The sequence below is a fragment of the Vibrio sp. 10N.222.52.B7 genome (assembly GCF_041474275.1).
In the GTDB taxonomy this organism is placed as follows: Bacteria; Pseudomonadota; Gammaproteobacteria; order Enterobacterales; family Vibrionaceae; genus Vibrio; species Vibrio crassostreae_C.
Map to the genome: position 1 here is coordinate 41,023 of NZ_JBFRTU010000075.1, position 17,144 is coordinate 58,166.

At 42.8% G+C, this 17,144-nt stretch carries 13 protein-coding genes; 7 read left to right on the forward strand and 6 right to left on the reverse strand.

What is annotated here, in order from left to right:
* Window positions 1-79: 79 nt before the first annotated feature.
* On the forward strand, window positions 80-592 hold the full coding sequence (locus tag AB4512_RS18205; protein WP_102320530.1) for a peptide-methionine (S)-S-oxide reductase: 513 nt from the start codon (window positions 80-82) through the stop codon (window positions 590-592).
* A gap of 166 nt (window positions 593-758) precedes the next feature.
* Here the strand turns inward: AB4512_RS18205 and AB4512_RS18210 are convergent, their stop codons facing one another.
* On the reverse strand, window positions 759-2,375 hold the full coding sequence (locus AB4512_RS18210; protein ID WP_372175304.1) for a polysaccharide lyase 6 family protein: 1,617 nt from the start codon (window positions 2,373-2,375) through the stop codon (window positions 759-761).
* Window positions 2,376-2,460: 85 nt separating this feature from the next.
* Window positions 2,461-4,233 (reverse strand): sodium:solute symporter family transporter, encoded by a 1,773-nt coding sequence (locus tag AB4512_RS18215; protein WP_017061461.1) that lies wholly within the window; start codon window positions 4,231-4,233, stop codon window positions 2,461-2,463.
* A 509-nt stretch (window positions 4,234-4,742) separates the two neighbouring features.
* Between AB4512_RS18215 and AB4512_RS18220 the strand changes: the two genes are divergently transcribed.
* Window positions 4,743-5,354 (forward strand): toxin-antitoxin system YwqK family antitoxin, encoded by a 612-nt coding sequence (locus AB4512_RS18220; RefSeq protein ID WP_017061462.1) that lies wholly within the window; start codon window positions 4,743-4,745, stop codon window positions 5,352-5,354.
* 1,052 nt (window positions 5,355-6,406) lie between these two features.
* The gene (locus AB4512_RS18225; RefSeq protein WP_017069963.1) at window positions 6,407-7,156 is read left to right on the forward strand and encodes an oligogalacturonate-specific porin KdgM family protein; all 750 of its coding nucleotides are present in this window, start codon (window positions 6,407-6,409) and stop codon (window positions 7,154-7,156) included.
* 134 nt (window positions 7,157-7,290) lie between these two features.
* On the opposite strand, the gene AB4512_RS18230 is transcribed toward AB4512_RS18225, so the two are convergent.
* The 3 genes from AB4512_RS18230 to AB4512_RS18240 form a co-directional block, all read right to left on the reverse strand.
* Complete coding sequence (locus AB4512_RS18230; protein ID WP_229647044.1) at window positions 7,291-8,034, reverse strand: 3'-5' exonuclease; 744 nt, start codon at window positions 8,032-8,034, stop codon at window positions 7,291-7,293.
* The gene (locus tag AB4512_RS18235; protein ID WP_017061466.1) at window positions 8,034-9,896 is read right to left on the reverse strand and encodes a DUF294 nucleotidyltransferase-like domain-containing protein; all 1,863 of its coding nucleotides are present in this window, start codon (window positions 9,894-9,896) and stop codon (window positions 8,034-8,036) included. The genes AB4512_RS18230 and AB4512_RS18235 overlap by 1 nt, the downstream gene beginning before the upstream one ends.
* A gap of 276 nt (window positions 9,897-10,172) precedes the next feature.
* On the reverse strand, window positions 10,173-10,892 hold the full coding sequence (locus AB4512_RS18240; RefSeq protein WP_010438385.1) for a FadR/GntR family transcriptional regulator: 720 nt from the start codon (window positions 10,890-10,892) through the stop codon (window positions 10,173-10,175).
* Window positions 10,893-11,234: 342 nt separating this feature from the next.
* Here AB4512_RS18240 and AB4512_RS18245 point away from each other — a divergent pair, with 342 nt between their 5' ends.
* From AB4512_RS18245 to AB4512_RS18255, 3 genes are all read left to right on the forward strand, one after another.
* Entirely contained in the window at window positions 11,235-12,011 is a 777-nt protein-coding gene (locus tag AB4512_RS18245) for an SDR family NAD(P)-dependent oxidoreductase (protein ID WP_065584137.1), read from the forward strand.
* Window positions 12,012-12,185: 174 nt separating this feature from the next.
* Window positions 12,186-12,908, forward strand: a complete 723-nt coding sequence (locus tag AB4512_RS18250) for a FadR/GntR family transcriptional regulator (protein WP_017063624.1) — start codon at window positions 12,186-12,188, stop codon at window positions 12,906-12,908.
* A gap of 148 nt (window positions 12,909-13,056) precedes the next feature.
* On the forward strand, window positions 13,057-14,424 hold the full coding sequence (locus AB4512_RS18255; protein WP_081322222.1) for an MATE family efflux transporter: 1,368 nt from the start codon (window positions 13,057-13,059) through the stop codon (window positions 14,422-14,424).
* 258 nt (window positions 14,425-14,682) lie between these two features.
* Here the strand turns inward: AB4512_RS18255 and AB4512_RS18260 are convergent, their stop codons facing one another.
* On the reverse strand, window positions 14,683-15,720 hold the full coding sequence (locus tag AB4512_RS18260) for a polysaccharide lyase family 7 protein (protein WP_017072469.1): 1,038 nt from the start codon (window positions 15,718-15,720) through the stop codon (window positions 14,683-14,685).
* Between the two features lie 538 nt (window positions 15,721-16,258).
* Between AB4512_RS18260 and AB4512_RS18265 the strand changes: the two genes are divergently transcribed.
* Window positions 16,259-17,119 (forward strand): oligogalacturonate-specific porin KdgM family protein, encoded by an 861-nt coding sequence (locus AB4512_RS18265; protein WP_017072468.1) that lies wholly within the window; start codon window positions 16,259-16,261, stop codon window positions 17,117-17,119.
* Window positions 17,120-17,144: the final 25 nt, after the last annotated feature.

Below are 17,144 nucleotides of genomic sequence, written 5' to 3' on the forward strand. Positions count from 1 at the left end.
TTTTTATACGTACGGGTATCATCGTATTGATTCGGGTACCTAACGAACATCAACAAACACAGAGAGCTCAAAGAGAAGTATGGAACAAATTTATTTAGCTGGCGGCTGCTTGTGGGGTGTACAAGAATTTATTAAGTACGTTCCTGGTGTTATCAGCACAGAAGCAGGCCGTGCTAATGGAAGCGCCCAGCCAACAGAGAACAAAACGACACAAAGCGACGGCACACAAAGCGATTACAATGGCTACGCGGAGTGCGTACAAATTGAATTTGATCCAAACATCACGTCAGTCACGATTTTGATGGAACACTTGTTTGAGATTATCGACCCTTACAGCTTGAATAAACAAGGTGTCGATGTCGGAGAGAAATACCGCACAGGTGTATACAGCACTAATGCAGAACACTTAACCGAAGCTAAGCACTATATTTCTTCAAGAGATGATGCCGACCGTATCGCTGTTGAGGTGTTGCCGTTGACCAATTATGTTGCCAGCGACGACATCCACCAGCATCACTTAAGTGACTTCCCTGAAGATCACCACTTATGTCATATCCCTTGGGATCTACTGCATAAGTATAAATCACAGTAGTCTCGACGTAAGATTGAGATGATCACGACCTAAGATCGATAAAGCCTCAACAGACATTATCTGTTGAGGCTTTTTAAGTGTTATGGTCAGGACAGCTATCGTGAATTGATTTGGTAGCTCAAGCCATTAACCTTTAGCCATTAGCCATTAGCCATTAACTAATAAATTACTTAGTCGTATTCTCAAGCAAGTAGTCTGGGCCCGCTGTTTCAGCTGTCACAACCGCAAGTTTAGACACGTCTGCGCCTTCATCTTGGTAAGCGTTAATGCCATTTTCTACAACGACTTTTGGTAGCTCAACCGAGTAGCCTTCGATCAGTTCAGAATCCGTTACTTGACCTACGTAAGTTTCGTCTGTGTAGGTTGCGCCAACTAGTGGGAAATCTTGCGTTGCACGGACACTTACAAATTCAGGTGACTGCGAGTTATCAACCACATTGTGTTTAAACGCCACATCAACACCCGCATAAATGCCTTCCACTTCTGCGTTGTTGAACAGGCTTACACGGTGACTTTGGTTGCCGTAAACAATGCCCCACTCAGTATCAACTAGAGAGTTATTCTCGATCGTGATGTTTTTCGGTGTCCACTGCTTATTAAGCTCTTTGCCTTTCACCGATTGATCTAGCTGCTCACCATTCGCTACGTCGATGATGCCCGTGTTAATAACAATGCCGCCACGTAGGTCAGCGTTGCCTTCAATCACACCATCACGACCACGAGTGTTGGCAATGTAGTTATTGCGAATCACATGATCTTCATCGTAGATACGAATGCCGCCCGTTAGGCGCTTTCCATTGCCAAGAATCATGTTGTTCTCAACTGTGTTGCCTTTACCGTGGCGCAGTGAAATAAGAGCTGCACTTTGGAAGATCGTGTTGCCTGAGATCGTGTTGTCGCCCGACTTAATCGAGATAAGCTCACGCTCACCATCCATATCGATCATTAGGTTGTTCACGAACTTAGAACTTGAATCCCACTGTGAGGATTTAGAATCACCAATACGGATCGCTTCCCAGCTGTTGCCGTTGTAACGAATCGCTTCTTTGATGTCGAATTCGTTGAACTGGTTAGGCTTTTGATCCATGAAGATGTTATTTGCGATCAGGTGGTTGTCAGCTGTGTCATCTTTTTGTACACCAATCAAAGTGCCGCGTTTTTGCTTACCTTCGAAACGGTTGTTGATGACTTTGCCGTCTTTACCCCATAGAGAAACCCAAAGGTACTTTGGATACTCAGAACGACGCTCGTCTGGCTCGTACGTGTAATCGTGGTTGAAGTAGTAGAATGTTGAGTTTTGAAGCGTATTGCCATTACCCATCATACGAACTGCACCAAAGCGTTCTTTAGGGCCGCCTTCAGTAAATACCAAGCCATCAAGCGTGATGTCATCGCCTTTCAGTTCAAACTGAATCAACCCCGTGATCCACGCAGAACCTGCTTGCTCTGCCTTGATAGTGATGTCATTCGCCGTGATCGTCACTTGACCTAAGTTCGCGTATTTACCGGCAGGGATAACCACTTCGTCGCCATCTTTTAGGTTTTCAAATTGTGCTTTAAGCGCAGCCACTTGCTCTTCCGAAGCAACGGCTAAAGTGTCGCCATCTACCTCTGTTAAGCGGTCACTGCTCAATAGGTAACTACGGTCAATTTCGCTAACAGCAGGCGTAGCTTGTTCAGCGACACTGACTACGGGTGCTGTTTTTTCTTGTGTTGTACAGCCTGTTGCAAAAGCGAGTGTGAACGCGCTAATAATGCTTACCGATAATAGTTTTTTGTTCATCGTACATCTCACATTAAAGTTTGGATTATAAAAATGACGACCACCCGTTCAGGTGGCCGTGATGTTATTTAGGATGCGTATTAAATTAGCCTTCAGCTGGAGTCACTTCGTCTTGTTGCTCGACTTTGTCATCGACTGCTTTAACAAGTAACAGACCAACAGAGAACACAATCAAGCCACACAGAACGAATACCATGCGTCCCCACATTGGGTTTGGCAGTACGAACATAGTCATTACGCCCACACCCGCTACCGCGATAAGTGAACCCAACATACGACGTTGCTTGTTATCCAGTTTCTTCTGTTCATTACTTTCAGCAACTAGTGGCGTCGCTAGGTTGTTGAAGAACTTGTCTACGTCTTTCTCACGGTGCTCAGCAAGAGGCTTGTAGAACAGTGTTGAAAGAACAAAGAAGCCAGCAGTAAATATGATGTGACCGATAAGGCCGATAGCCACTTTCAGGTCAGCCCACTCACGGCCAGTTAGTTCATTTAGACCGAACCAGTTTTGAATCATGTCCGCAGTGATAACGAAACCAACGAAGTAAGAAACCACACCACCTACAACTAGCGTGCCCCAACCTGCCCAATCCGGTGTTTTACGGATGAAGAAGCCACAGAATGCTGGAATTGTCATTGGGAAGCCGATCAATGCGCCCACGTACATCATGGTGTCGAAAAGGCTCAGACCTTTAAGAGAGTTGATGAACAGAGCAACCAAGATGATCGCGATACCGAAGAAGGTAGACGTTAGTTTAGAAACAACCATTAGCTCTTTCTCTGTCGCTTTAGGACGAAGAATCGGCTCGTAGAAGTTCTTAACGAAGATACCTGAGTTACGGTTTAGACCTGAGTCCATTGAAGACATTGTTGCTGCGAACATAGCGGCAATCAGAAGGCCAACCATACCTGCAGGCATGTATTCTTGAACGAAGTAAAGGTAAGCGAAGTCAGCGGCTTTGCTGCCAGCTTCTGGGTAAGCTGCTGCTAAATCAACACCTTGACCTGCCATGAACCAAGAAGGCATGAACCAGATGATTGGACCAAGCGTCATTAGTACACAAGCAAGTAGAGCTGCTTTACGTGCGTTATTTGAATCTTTCGCAGCAAGGTAGCGGTAAGAGTTAAGCATGTTGTTGGTGATGCTGAACTGCTTTAAGAAGATGAACACAGCCCAGATGCTGAAGATGCTCATGTAGTTCAGGTTATCACCCGTAATGAATGAATCTGTTGGGAAGTCGTTAACGATCTGCGTAACGCCGCCACCGTGGTAAATCGCAACCACAGCACACGTCACCGTTACCGCCATGATGATAACCATCTGCATAAAGTCAGATGCGATTACCGCCCAAGAGCCGCCTGTTACTGACATTACTAGTACAACCAGACCCGTTAGGACAATCGTCGTTGTCATATCAAAGCCGAAGATACCCGATGCGATGATTGCTAGACCATTCAACCAAATACCTGCAGAGATAACGCTGTTTGGCATACCAGACCAAGTAAATACTTGCTCATTCACCTTACCAAAACGCATACGAATCGCTTCAATTACCGTCACAACACGCAGTTGACGGAACTTCGGAGCGAAGTAAAGGTAGTTCATTAGGTAACCGAATGCGTTCGCGATGAAGATAATCGCTACGGCAAAGCCATCGGTAAAGGCTTTACCTGCTGCACCAGTAAATGTCCAAGCACTGAACTGGGTCATAAATGCGGTTGCACCTACCATCCACCACAGCATATTACCTCCCCCACGGAAGTAATCACTTGTCGTACTTGTAAACGTTCGAAACATCCACCCTATCGCAATTAAGAATAGGAAGTAGATGCCAACTATCAGGGTATTGAGTTCCATCGTTAGACCTTTTATTTATGTTTTTTTGTTGAGGTCACTATAAATAAATGGCAAGCATATTTGTACTACAATAATCCAAATGCGTGACAATGATCTTACAGTCTGACACTCAATTAATCATACAAGTGATCGAGTTCAAAGTTGCACCACCTAGGAGCGCAATTCCTCAAGTCAGTGCAGTTATCCGCACTAAATTTCGACCAAAACCCCGAAAAACATGAACAAAGTCTCTAAAAATCGAAGATTCATCGTTAAAAACTATTATTCTTGACGATCAAAGCTTAAAGAAGAGCAGCAAAAATATCGTTAGATATAATTTATAAAAATGAATTAAACCAATGCATTTGTAGTACAAATAAAATCGATAATTTGCTTTTAAAAGTTCCCTATATTAGGCAGCCAATAATGAAAACTTGAAAACCACTATTAGATACTGACAGGGATACACGGAAGTGAAATGCTTTTAACACACCCGTTACACTTTCCCCGTCCAATAAAAAGGTGTCATTATGAAGAAATACGTTCCAATCTTAATTGCTCTTAGTACGGTATCTTCTATGAGCTATGCAGCAACACCGCGTGAAGATGCTGTTGACTACTTACAGATGCGTAAAGGCGTGGCTTACCAAGTAAACCATTCAAAACCTTTCACTGGTCAATTTGAAGAGAAGTTCGATAACGGCCAAGTCGCGACCCAAGCTCAGTTTGCCGATGGCTTAGAACTTGGGCTAGAAACTAACTGGTATCCGAATGGCCAAGTCGCTTCTAAAGTGAATTACGTAAAAGGTGAACTGCAAGGCAAAGCTGAAACCTGGTATCCAAACGGACAGAAAAAAGCAGAACTCAATTATAAAGACAATGAACTATCAGGCACCGCCTCTCGCTGGTATCCCAATGGGGAACAAAGCCTGACAGCTGAATACAGCGACGGACAAAAAGATGGATTGGTAACGGACTACTACCCGAACGGAAATAAGGCCAGCCAAGCGAAGTTTGATGAAGGTGAAGTCGCGAACGGAAAACTTACTCGCTGGAATACTAACGGTGACAAAGTTGAAGAACTGACCTTTAAAGATCACAAAGTCACCTCTAAACAGGTGTGGATGCCTACAGAAAGCTAAGCCTCAAGAACAGCTCTCACGGAGCTCTTTGATATAACTAAACGCCTGCTGTTAAAGTTTGCAGCTACACGTCTGCAACTAAGAGAGAAGAGAAGAGAAGAGAAGAGAAACGAACATTCATGTGATTAAGCGTGAATGTTCGTGGCTTTGATGCTGTAACAGACTCACTTGAGCGTGTTGTCATCAACCTAAAAGCCTATTCTTAAGCCGCGGTTTACACGCTTATTGAGCCGCACACGACTCTCTACTCAAATTTCAAATAAAAAAACGCTCATGTTGCCTGTATCAACATGAGCGCAAGGGTAGATCTTCGACTACCATCTCCTACCTTTCTAGATGAAAGCAGAAGTTATAATTAGAATAGTTGGGAGCAATAATCAAAATGCTTTCGCAAGCACTTCAACGATTTCTTCTTTGTCGCTGATGAGAACAACGGGTAACGATTCGAACCCAGTTCATTCCTATCAAGTTCATACTTATATAGCAGGCTATGTCACTACCTTGCCTACTACATTTCAAACCTTCTCTGATTGAGCTTTAAATCACCTCAAGTAAATGTCTCATGTTCTTAAAGCGGTGGATTTAATCCATTTAGCTTCAAGACCACTCTTACTTATTCGGCTTCACACCGTCTGTTCATGCAATCAACACAGCAAAGTTATGTGTTGCTACAGAAATTTAGTAAATAATAATGTATTACAAATAAAAATGATATCTAAAGGTTCAATTTTTTGCTGTAGCGCACATTTATTGATGAACAAAACTCTTCAAAACCATTATCAACAGCCAAACAAATCACTAAAAAACATCAACTTAACGAAACAACTCGATTTTGTAACCCTTTGTAAATAGTGGTTTTGTCCTAACAACACGATCAAGTTCACAGATCATCACGCCTCGGATCGCTACCATATTTGTATTATTTAAATGCAAAACAAATTTGAAATAACCAAGAAATAATTTCAAAAACAAAATGCATTTAAGACAAGAACTACTCTATTTGGCTTGTAATTATGGCCAATACTCAACCATATAAATATGGAATTAATACCATGAATAAAACTAAAATCGTGATTGCTGTGGCATCTGTACTCGCTGCTGGCTCTGTATCTGCTGCGTCTTTCGATATGAGACACGAATACAAGAGTCATACAGATCAACACGCTACTCGTGTAAAACTTGGCGATAGCATTGGCAACTTCCTTGTAGATATCGAAGCGAAATTCAAGGGAGAAGACGGTAAATTCATGGAAGATTTGAAGAACAATGGTTGGGAGCTTGGTCTAAACTACCGTCATGTACTAAACGATAACTGGACAATGACTTACGGTATGCCAATTGAAGCTCGTGAATCTGGCGTTACATACAAGCCTCAAGTTCGTGCAACATACAAAGTGGATAGCGTTGATGGCCTAAGCCTAAGTGCTCGTTACCGTTACGATATGAGACAGAACACTAGCAGCTCAGAGTATCAATTCGATGACAATGGTGATGTTATTGTTGATAGTGACGGTGTTCCAATCACGGTTGATAAAAACGTTTCTAATCAACGTCGTCACCGTCTAACGGCAAACGTTAACTACTCAATGGAAAACTGGCGCTTTGGTCTAGAAGGTAACTACTACAAAGCGGATGGCTATGACATCTACGACAACGACGATACCAACTACGAGTTGAACGCAAGCATTCGCCATATTATGGGTCAATGGGCACCATATGTAGAGTTTGGTGATGTGAGCACTTCATCAACTAAAGCGACTCGTGAACTGCGTAGCCGTGTTGGTCTAACTTACAGCTTCTAATCGATAGCTACATGAATAATCTAAGATAATTACTGTCCTAATTTTCTAAGACCTAAACAAAAGCCAGCTTAATCGCTGGCTTTTTTTCCTTTAAAATCAGTAAAATAAGAGCCGCGCATTTGCAGCTCTTTTTCCTAGTGACTAATCCGATAGAGAAAGGCAACGGTCACATTATCGTTAGGCACAACTCGCTTCTGCTGAGCCAAAAACAATTCCGCTGTCGAAACGGCATCGGCTAATGCATTGTGGCTGTTGTACTCAGGAAGCCCGTACCTTTCGCGAGTCCCTGCCAAGGTTAAATCGACTTCTTCATGATTGCTGATCGCTTTCTCCATGCTTTTCTCAATACACAAGGTATCAAGCCAAAGCAGAGGAATCGCTCTTAAACCGTAGCAGCGAAGAAGGTATTGGCTAATGAACTTCTCTTCGACTACACACGCGTGCGCGACGATAATCTTGCCTTTCGCTGCTTCGAAGAAAGTGAGCATCGCATCATGAATAGATGCGCCCTCTTCCAGCATCTGTGGTGTGATGTGGTTAATCACCGCAGTTTCAGCGTTAATCTGAGAATCATTGTTCAGGTAGATATGCTTGGCAGAAGCCAAATCGATTCGTCCTTTCACCACATCGACCCATCCCATAGACAAGATAAGATCTTGTTCGCTGTCTAAGCCTGTGGTTTCGAGATCCAACACGATATAGTCGCTGTCTTTGGCCAAATCCGTCATTTCAGGACAAGGCTGTTCTACCAGATCATGTAACGCTTCTGGCAGCTTAACCGTACCCAAATATTGCTTACGCTTGCGTTTAATTCGTTCAAGCGGGTGAAAATAGTTTAGCATTCGTTTTAAACATTTATTAGTTGAACATAGCTTCATTAACGTGCTCCGAAACGAATTTTCGCCGCTTCTTGAAGGTCAGCAATGATCCTAAAGGCATCTTTCAAGTGTTTACGCTCAAAGCTACCAAAGCTATCTGGGTTGATGTTGTTGTCAGGCACATCCCCGTTCTTCAGCGCTTCAAGTTGATGGCCAAAACGGAAAGAGAGAATGAACTGGTAAGCACCCAGAATGTTCTTGAATGCATCGTCGCTCAGCATGCCTTTTTCATTGGCAGCAGCGAAACGTTCGTCAGTCGCCGACAAATCGCACTCCACAGCAAGGCCATAAATACGCGCTAAGTCGATAATCAAGTTGATCGCGTACTTCTTCACGTTCAACGTTTTCTTATTCTCACCTGACTTCTCTAGCACTAAGCTATTGAAGATGCCAAGTGGCGGGTTGGTATTGACCGCGTCTTTCACTAGCGTGCTTAAAAACTCACGGTTACCGCGAATATTGCTATGCAGCTCATCGCGCAGAATACCTTCGAACTCACTGTTGCCGTAGATAGTACGAATTTCTAGGAACACACTGATATTAAGCAAGCGTTCGTACTCTGGGTTAGCCACCCACTTCTTGTAGTAGTGCTTCCATACACTGAGTGGCTGACACCATTTTGGCGTCGCAGCCATGAATTTACCTGGACATAATGGGTAGTGACAGCTTGCTAAGCCGTTGGTCACCATCATCGCTAAGTGTTTGAAGTAAATACGGTCACTGTCGGTTGCATCGTCAGCAAGAACAATCGCGCTGTCTTGGTCCGACAACATGTGCACTTCATTACGTGCGTGCGATCCGGCTACGATCCAAGAGAAATCACACGGTGGTGGGCCTAACTTATCAATCGCTATTTGAATCAATCGACGGGTGTAGGCGTCCATAATCATGGTCATTACCTTGCCGACGGTTTCAGGCGCCACTTTACCTTCCACCAGCGCTTCAAAAATAGCTTGTCGCTCTGAGGTGAACGAAGACATGGTTTTCACGCTGCCCGCGTATTTGATTTTCTCGATCAAGAATATCGCTTGAACACGGTGGTTTTGAACCAAATGAGACGTAGTAAGAAGACCAACGACCTTATTCTCTTTCACAACGGGCAAGTTACGGATATTAAATTGCATCATGATAGAGGCCGCATGCAGCACCAGATCATCCGGTTTTACAGTAAGTGGAGAGTGCGTCATTACCTCTGAGATCAGGCTATCAGTACTCACGCCGTGGGCAATCACTCGCTTAGTCATGTCTCGGTCGGTGATCAAACCAACAATGGTTTCACCTTCATAGATCACGGCACACGGTGAGCGTTGATGAAGCATTTCAACCGCAACCGACTGGATGGTTTGCTCAGACTTAACAATTGCCACCTGCCCGCTTGCCACTTCCTCAACTTTACGAATGAACAGGCCTTTCTCTTTATTCGACCAGACCACATCCAGTGCCGACTTCAAGCGAACCTGCGCCTGTGAAGCAAAGTGTTCTGCGCAACTTGGAAAGGCTTTGAAAAGCGTTTGAAGTGCCGAGTGTGGAATCACATAAAGTAAGGTGTTTTCGATTGCGACAGCTCTATAGCCTTTTTCGTCGTTGACTTCAGAATCTAAGAACGTAAAGCCAAACAAATCTTCACTGCCTAGACGGGCACGAAGCACACCGTCCGATTTTCTTTGCTCCATAGATCCTGTTCGAATGATATAGAGCGACTTTTCTTTTCCTGACTCGCATAGATCGACGACATCCCCTTTGGCTAGATAGGTAATCTGAACATTAAAAGCGAGGTCACGAAGCGCTTCTTTAGGGATCTTATCGAAAGGGTCTATCTGACCGATGAACTGAAGAATATTTGGCAATAGAGACTGAGGCATATAATCACACTCGCATTAATTTGATTAGTATTATTATATAACTAACAATGCTGGTTACTAGCGGTTTTAGCAAAACAACGCACATAAGACTAAATATTGGACATCGGTCAAGTTTTCATCAATTTTGGATGTAAAAAAAGCACGTATTAAACGTGCTTTCAATAGATAACTGTCTGTAGTAACAGCAATTTTAGGTTGACTCCACTAGGTATCCAGAGCAACGCTCGATAGAAACGGCTAAGACCTTAGAGTTGAAACCTCACCCAAAACACTAAGCTAGCTTGCTACTGGCAATCTGTGGTTAGTATCTAATAGATGACTTGCAGAAGCTTGGCGTGCTTTATCACTGTTACCCGCCATGATTGCTTCATAAATTTGACGGTGTTCATTAATACACGTACTTCCCTCTTCTGAAGAATGAGAAATAAAGTTAACAAACATTGTCGTTAAGATATTGCCAAATGGAAGGTAAAAGTCATTACCTGTTGCATTGAAGATGAGGCTATGGAATTTCATATCAATATCTAGCCAACTGTCTTGGTTAAACTCTTCAGCACCTGATATTTCTACCATCTGTTGGAAAATGCCCGACAGTTCAATGCGTTGTTCAGCGCTCGCGAACTGAGCAGCCAATGCACATGCTTCTGGTTCAATCGCGCGACGTAAGCCCAAAAACTGATGACAGAATTGGTCTGTATCTGCCAAACCATCCATCCATTCGATCAATTGCGGGTCTAAAAAGTTCCAGAACGCACGGTCAACAACGCGAGTACCGATCTTTGGTCGAGATTCTAGTAGGCCTTTTGAAGTAAGAAGCTTAACCGCTTCTCTTAATGCAGTCCTACTAATTCCAAATTGCTCACACAGAGCCATTTCACCAGGAATGATAGAGCCTTGAGGCAAATTGCCCGACAAAATACCACGTGCGATTTCACGTGCAACTTGCACATGAAGGCTTCGCTTAGAGCCTGAAATCGAATTGAAAGAGCCAGCCATGTGTCTACTTACTTATTAGATATGTATTATTTAACTCGGACTATAGCACTGATTTATATCTGCACCAACTAAGTATAAGAATAACGTGAGGTCACGAATGATATAGGCTAGCGAAGATTTTATGAATATTATAAGTATTTAGTTCATCAAACTAATTAAAAACATTTATTCATACAAATGGTTCTTATTTACACCGTTTTTTGTATGCGCAAACTCACAAAACGACTCTTACTCTCACTATTTATGTCGTTGATGATCAGTTTTGAGATGACTATCCTTGAATACTGCAAGTGTTATTGTATGATTTATTAACGCGAATAATCTACAATATAGGCGACTGTGATGTTTAACGATTTAAAAGGCAAACGCATTCTAATTACTGGCTCTACTGCAGGTATGGGCTTAGCTACAGCACGTATTTTCGCAAAGTATGGTGCAAAAATTGGTATCAATAGTCGTGCTTCTAGCCCAAAAGTTGATGACGTTCTATCTGAACTTACCGCACTGGGTGGCGATGTTGCCTTTTTTCCTGCAAACCTAATGGACACATTAGAGTGCGAAAGGTTAGTCAAAGAGTTCACTGATCATTTTGGTGGCATGGACGTGTTGATTAACAACGCCGGTGGCCTTGGTGGTCGCGCCAATCTAGAAAATATCGATGATGAGTTTTATGAGCGCGTAATGAACCTTAATGTTCGCTCTGCGCTGATGACAACCAAGTTCTCTATCCCGCACTTACGCGCCTCTGCTGCTGAGTCCGGGCAAACATCTTGTGTGATTAGCACGGGTTCGATTGCCGCTCGTGAAGGTGGTGGTGTGGGTGCTGGTGTATATGCCGCATCGAAAGCTTGGTTACACGATATCCATCGGAACTGGGTAAAAGAATTTGCTAAAGACAATATCCGTTTCAACATAGTTTCACCAGGCACTATCGATACCGCATTTCATGACGGCAAAAGCGATGAGCTAAAGTCGACCATTGCTAGCAATATCCCTATGGGTCGCTTTGGCAGTATTGAAGAAGTAGCACCTACTTTTGCTTTCTTTGCCTCACATGCTTGCAGCGGTTACATCACAGGTCAAATCCTAGATGTTAACGGCGGACAAATAACGCCCTAGTTAGCTGGTTTATATAAGCTCACTCAGCGATTTAAGTTCGCCACACTATATAAGGTTAACAGACCCGAGTAGATGAGGGAAAACCTCACACTAAATTCGACGTATACACTGACACTAAACACCAGATTCGTCTGGCTTTTAGTGTTTTCAAAGTTTCAATTTCAGGTGGTTTAAATGTCAATATTTACATTGGTGGAAGATTCAAGCCGCCGAATTCATGTTCAAGTGGCGAGACAAATTGCTCGCAAGATCTTGTCAGGCGAGTTAGAAGAAAATCAAAAGTTACCCAGCGAAATGGAGCTGTGCGAAATCTTTGGAGTGAGCAGAACTGCCCTTCGAGAATCAACTAAGCTACTTTCGGCAAAAGGTTTAATCGAGTCGAAGCCAAAAGTGGGCACTCGTATCAAACCGAGAACACAGTGGCACTTCTTGGACCCGCAATTGCTGTACTGGATCCAAGATTTAGAAGATACTAAACCCTTCTTGTCTCAATTTTTAGGCTTAAGAAAAGCGATTGACCCGGAAGCGTGTGCGCTCGCTGCAACCAATGCAACTGTAGAGCAACGCAAAGAGCTTTCGATTCTTTTCCAGAAAATGACCATCGCAGCAAATAGCTTCGATTATGAAGAGTGGACGACCAACGATCACCTGTTTCACCAAACGATTTTCTTATCGACAGGTAATCAATTTTACATTCCATTCGCGAACATTCTGTCGACTATCTTCAAGCAGTTTATCGACCACTCCGCTGAAGGCGGTCGCTTCTGTTTAGAAGAACACAAAGCGATTTACGACGCAATAATGTCTGGCGATGCCAAGCAAGCTCGAATTGCTTCTCAAGTCCTGCTAGACGATGAGAACCAAAAGCTCTCTAGGGTTGAATTAGCCATCGCATAACCGAGATTAACCAAACTGACTTGTTTTTCAAAGACACAAGTCAGTCTTGTTTTAGCACCCATTTTTTAACCATCAACTACCGTAGTGTTTTCTTCTTTAAACGCTCTACTCCGCCACCTCAGAGAAAGCTTACGGTTATACACATAAGGTGTTGTTTGTGTCTTCACAATCGTACGTAAGGAAAAATTTCTCTCTCGCCTGGCCCCTCGCCTTAAACGGTATCTTGATGCAGTCGATGTTGATGATCGACACACTGCTTGTCTCTCCTCTTGGTGAAATCCCTTTAGCTGCAATGGGGATTGCGACGACTATCGTTGCCTTTGTACTGGGAATTCAAATGGCGCTGGCAAACGGTACTCAGTTAGTATTAAGCCGCGCAGTGGGCTCTGGCATCGCCGCATCATTATCTAAAGCATTTTGGGCAGGGTTATTTATCAACCTTGGCGTAGCAACACTATTTTGGCTTCTACTTACTTTTTTCGAACAACCCTTGATTCAAGCTTTAACAGATGACGCTTCCCTTCACTTAGAAATCAGCCGCTATCTAGACATCTCGAAATACATCGTTATTTTTACCGCGTTAACGCAGGTGATCATTGCTTTATTTAATGCGCTAGGCAGAACTAAAGTCCCATTCAAAGGTTACTTAATTGAACTGCCTATCAATGCTGTACTCTCATATGTGCTGATTCATGGTTTTTCTAATTTTGAAGGGATTGGAGTACAAGGCGCTGCATTAGGCAGCATTATTGCAATAACGATCCGCTTGCTGTATTTGGTTTTGTGCGTGCATTTAAGCTCAGCGATTTCACTCAAATTAGACGCTCAGCGCTCTGAATTCTTTACCAACGTTCGCCGTCACTTTATCGAAATATTCCCTGTAGCAGCGAACGTGACCATGCTTTTGATTGGCGCAACGATATATCAATTGTTGTATTCGCAACTTAACATCAACGCTTACGTAGCGATTACTTTGGTGATGCCTTGGATCAGGGCTGTCTCTCAATTTATTACCGCTTGGGCTCACTCTTCCGCGATTACTATCAGCCAAGCGATTGGCTCCAAAAAGATGGATGACCTAGTCAAAAACGTCGATACCAGCATCGATATTGCAGTCGTCATTTCTTTCGTTTGTGCACTCTTATTCGCAGGATTAAGTCTGGTCATTGGTGACATTTACCCGAACTTGGATGAATCTACCTATCAAGCATTGGCCGTTATCGCCCCACTCTACATATTCTTGCCAATTGTTCGTGGCTACAACACGGTTCATGGGAATGTACTAAGAGCACTAGGAAAAACGACCGCAGTCTTCAAAATCAACTTTACTGGTCAATGGGTAATTTCAATTCCATTGTGTGCATTGATCATCTTTGGTTTAGATGGCTCTATCTTTTGGGCCTTTGCTATCCAACCATTCGAAGAAGTCGTTAAAGCTTTCCCATTCCGTCACTTAGCTCGAAAGTCTCTAAAGGAGTTTGATGCCGACAAAGCTAAAGAGTTGATGTATGACTAAGTCCGGTATCGAGTCGCCGTCCTAAAATCTTTCTACGCTTTCTGATTACAACCTTGTCTTTTGACAAGGTTGTATTGTTTCAGCTGTACCATTCATTGGTAGGCTTCAGCACACCCTCATTGATACCAAGGTCACATTAATACCAAGGTCATCTTAAAACTCATATAAAACAAAAAGACCACTCAACATTCGGTTAAGTGGTCTTCGAAAATATTCCTTAAGGACTGCGTCTAGCTAGCCTATTGGTTATGCTATGTGCTATTTACCGTTCAACTTAAGCGCTGAGAAAGTCACACTGTTGTAATCGCCATTCTTTTTATCGATAGCGAAATCGCCAGTACCGCCACAACCAGGTCCCCATACAGGGTGAGAATCGCTCACGCTACATTGGCCGTATGCGCCCGCTTTGTAATAGAAATCATCTTCAGCATAACCCGTTGGTGAATCAAGCTCATCAATACCCTTGCTCAGATCGATTTCATACTTAACCGTATCGTGACGTTCTGTTTCAAACGTTAGGTACATCATGGTGCCTTTCACTTCCACTTTGTAGCTAAACTCTTCACCAAGAGCAATGCCTGCTTCACCCGGTTCCGCTGGGTTTTCCCAAGTGTTACCCCAAACAGGGTAAGCTATATCGGCACGGTTAGGATCTTTTTTCTCTAGGTTACGCTCATAGTTCCAAAATACTGAACCCATTTCTTGGCCAGGAAACTTCTTATAGAAGATCTTTAGTGGTTCATTACCATGCCCGTAACCAGTTCCAGCTTTGATTAACTCATTATGTTTTTTAGCGTGAATCTGACCAACAACCACCGAGTGAGCTGGGTACTTTTCTGGGTACTTAGCGTTAATCGCTACGTGATTCACTTTTAGGGTCGCTTCTAGCGTGCCGCCAACGGCACTGTACTCGCTTGCTGATGGATGGCTAGACAATGCCCATTGGTTTCCTTTGTCCGCCGTATCGATTGAGAAATCAGCACCGCGTGGCATCTGGCGTAACTCAGAGCGTGCGTTTTTCGAGTTCTTCGTGGTAATAGCTTGGTTTTGTACTTCAAAGACGAGATTACCGTCTTTATCAAGGTGGAAGAAATCGCTGTGTGAGTAGCTCATCATTGCCACCCCTTCGATTTCGTCAACACGTCCATCTTCATTGATATCTGAAGGTATAGTTATTTTCCAATTGTGCATATCGAATTTATCGGCAGGTACGGGGTAAGAAACACCGTTATTTGCGAAAGTAACCATTGGTACAGTCGCTAATAGCGCCACTGCTAATATGTTTTTCTTAAACATGACTCATCCTTTATTGTTAACAGATACCGAGTACACACTCAGTACAGAAACCACTTTTGAACACGAATTAGTACTAAATATTTTCTCTTCGACTTAAATAAGCCAACCGATAAATAGAATTTACATTTAGCCATTTTGTAACTTTTATTAAACATCTGGCTATGGTTTATATTTATGCCTCTCAACATGCTCCCTATGTTTAAGCCACGATGGTTAAAATCATCATTATTAACATATAGAAACACTTAATATTTGTATTATTTTAACACATGCAAAAAAGTGAGTTTCTAAGGTTTGTGAATATGAGAAGTACGTCATGATTGATTTAATACACAAGCCCTAAATTGAGATATTCATAACATTTAGCTATATACTTGGGCCATTAGTCAGAACTTTTTGATAGATCTCACAGAAATCTGACTCAATAATAAATACCATATTTGTCATACATTAATTTAATACCATGTAAGGTATTGGTTTGTGAGCCACGGGTACATTGGATGTATCCAGAATTAAAAAATAATAGTGAGACAAAGGTATGAATTCTGTTACAAAAATTGCTGCAGCTGTTGCATGTACTCTTTTAGCGGGCACAGCTACTGGTGCATCTCTTGATTATCGTTACGAGTATCGTGCTGCGACGGATTATACAAAAACAAATGGCGACACGGCTCACGTAGACGCTCGCCATCAACACCGAGTGAAGCTAGGTGAAAGCTTTAAACTGTCAGATAAGTGGAAGCACTCAACGGGCCTTGAAGTTAAATTCCATACTGACGATTCTTACTACGACGCAGATTCTGGCGAAGTTAAATCAGCAAACAGTAGAAGCTTCTATGACGGCAATTGGTATATTTACGGTATGGAAGTAGAAAATACAGCAACTTACAAAGTCGATAACAACTGGTATCTACAAGTTGGTATGCCGATCGCTTGGGACTGGGATGAGCCGAACTACAACGGCGGTGACTGGAAGATGAAAAAAGTCACTTACAAACCTCAATTCCGTGTTGGTTATAATGCGGATATGGGATTAACGACTGCCATTCGTTACCGTCACGAGTATGCTGATTTCCGCAACCATACACAGTTTGGTGATAAGGATTCAGAAACTGGCGAACGTTTAGAATCAGCTCAAAAATCCAAAATAACGCTAACAGGTGCATATAAAATTGAGTCTCTACCGAAGCTTGGTCTTTCTTACGAAGCAAACTATGTAAAATCTTTGGATAACGTACTTCTTTATAATAGTGATGACTGGGAATGGGATGCTGGCTTAAAAGTAAACTACAAGTTCGGTTCTTGGAAACCTTTTGCTGAGATTTGGTCTTCTGATATCAGCTCATCTTCTAAAGATCGCGAAGCAAAATACCGTGTTGGTGTTGCTTACTCATTCTAATTAGAAATAGTCAATTTATAAAATA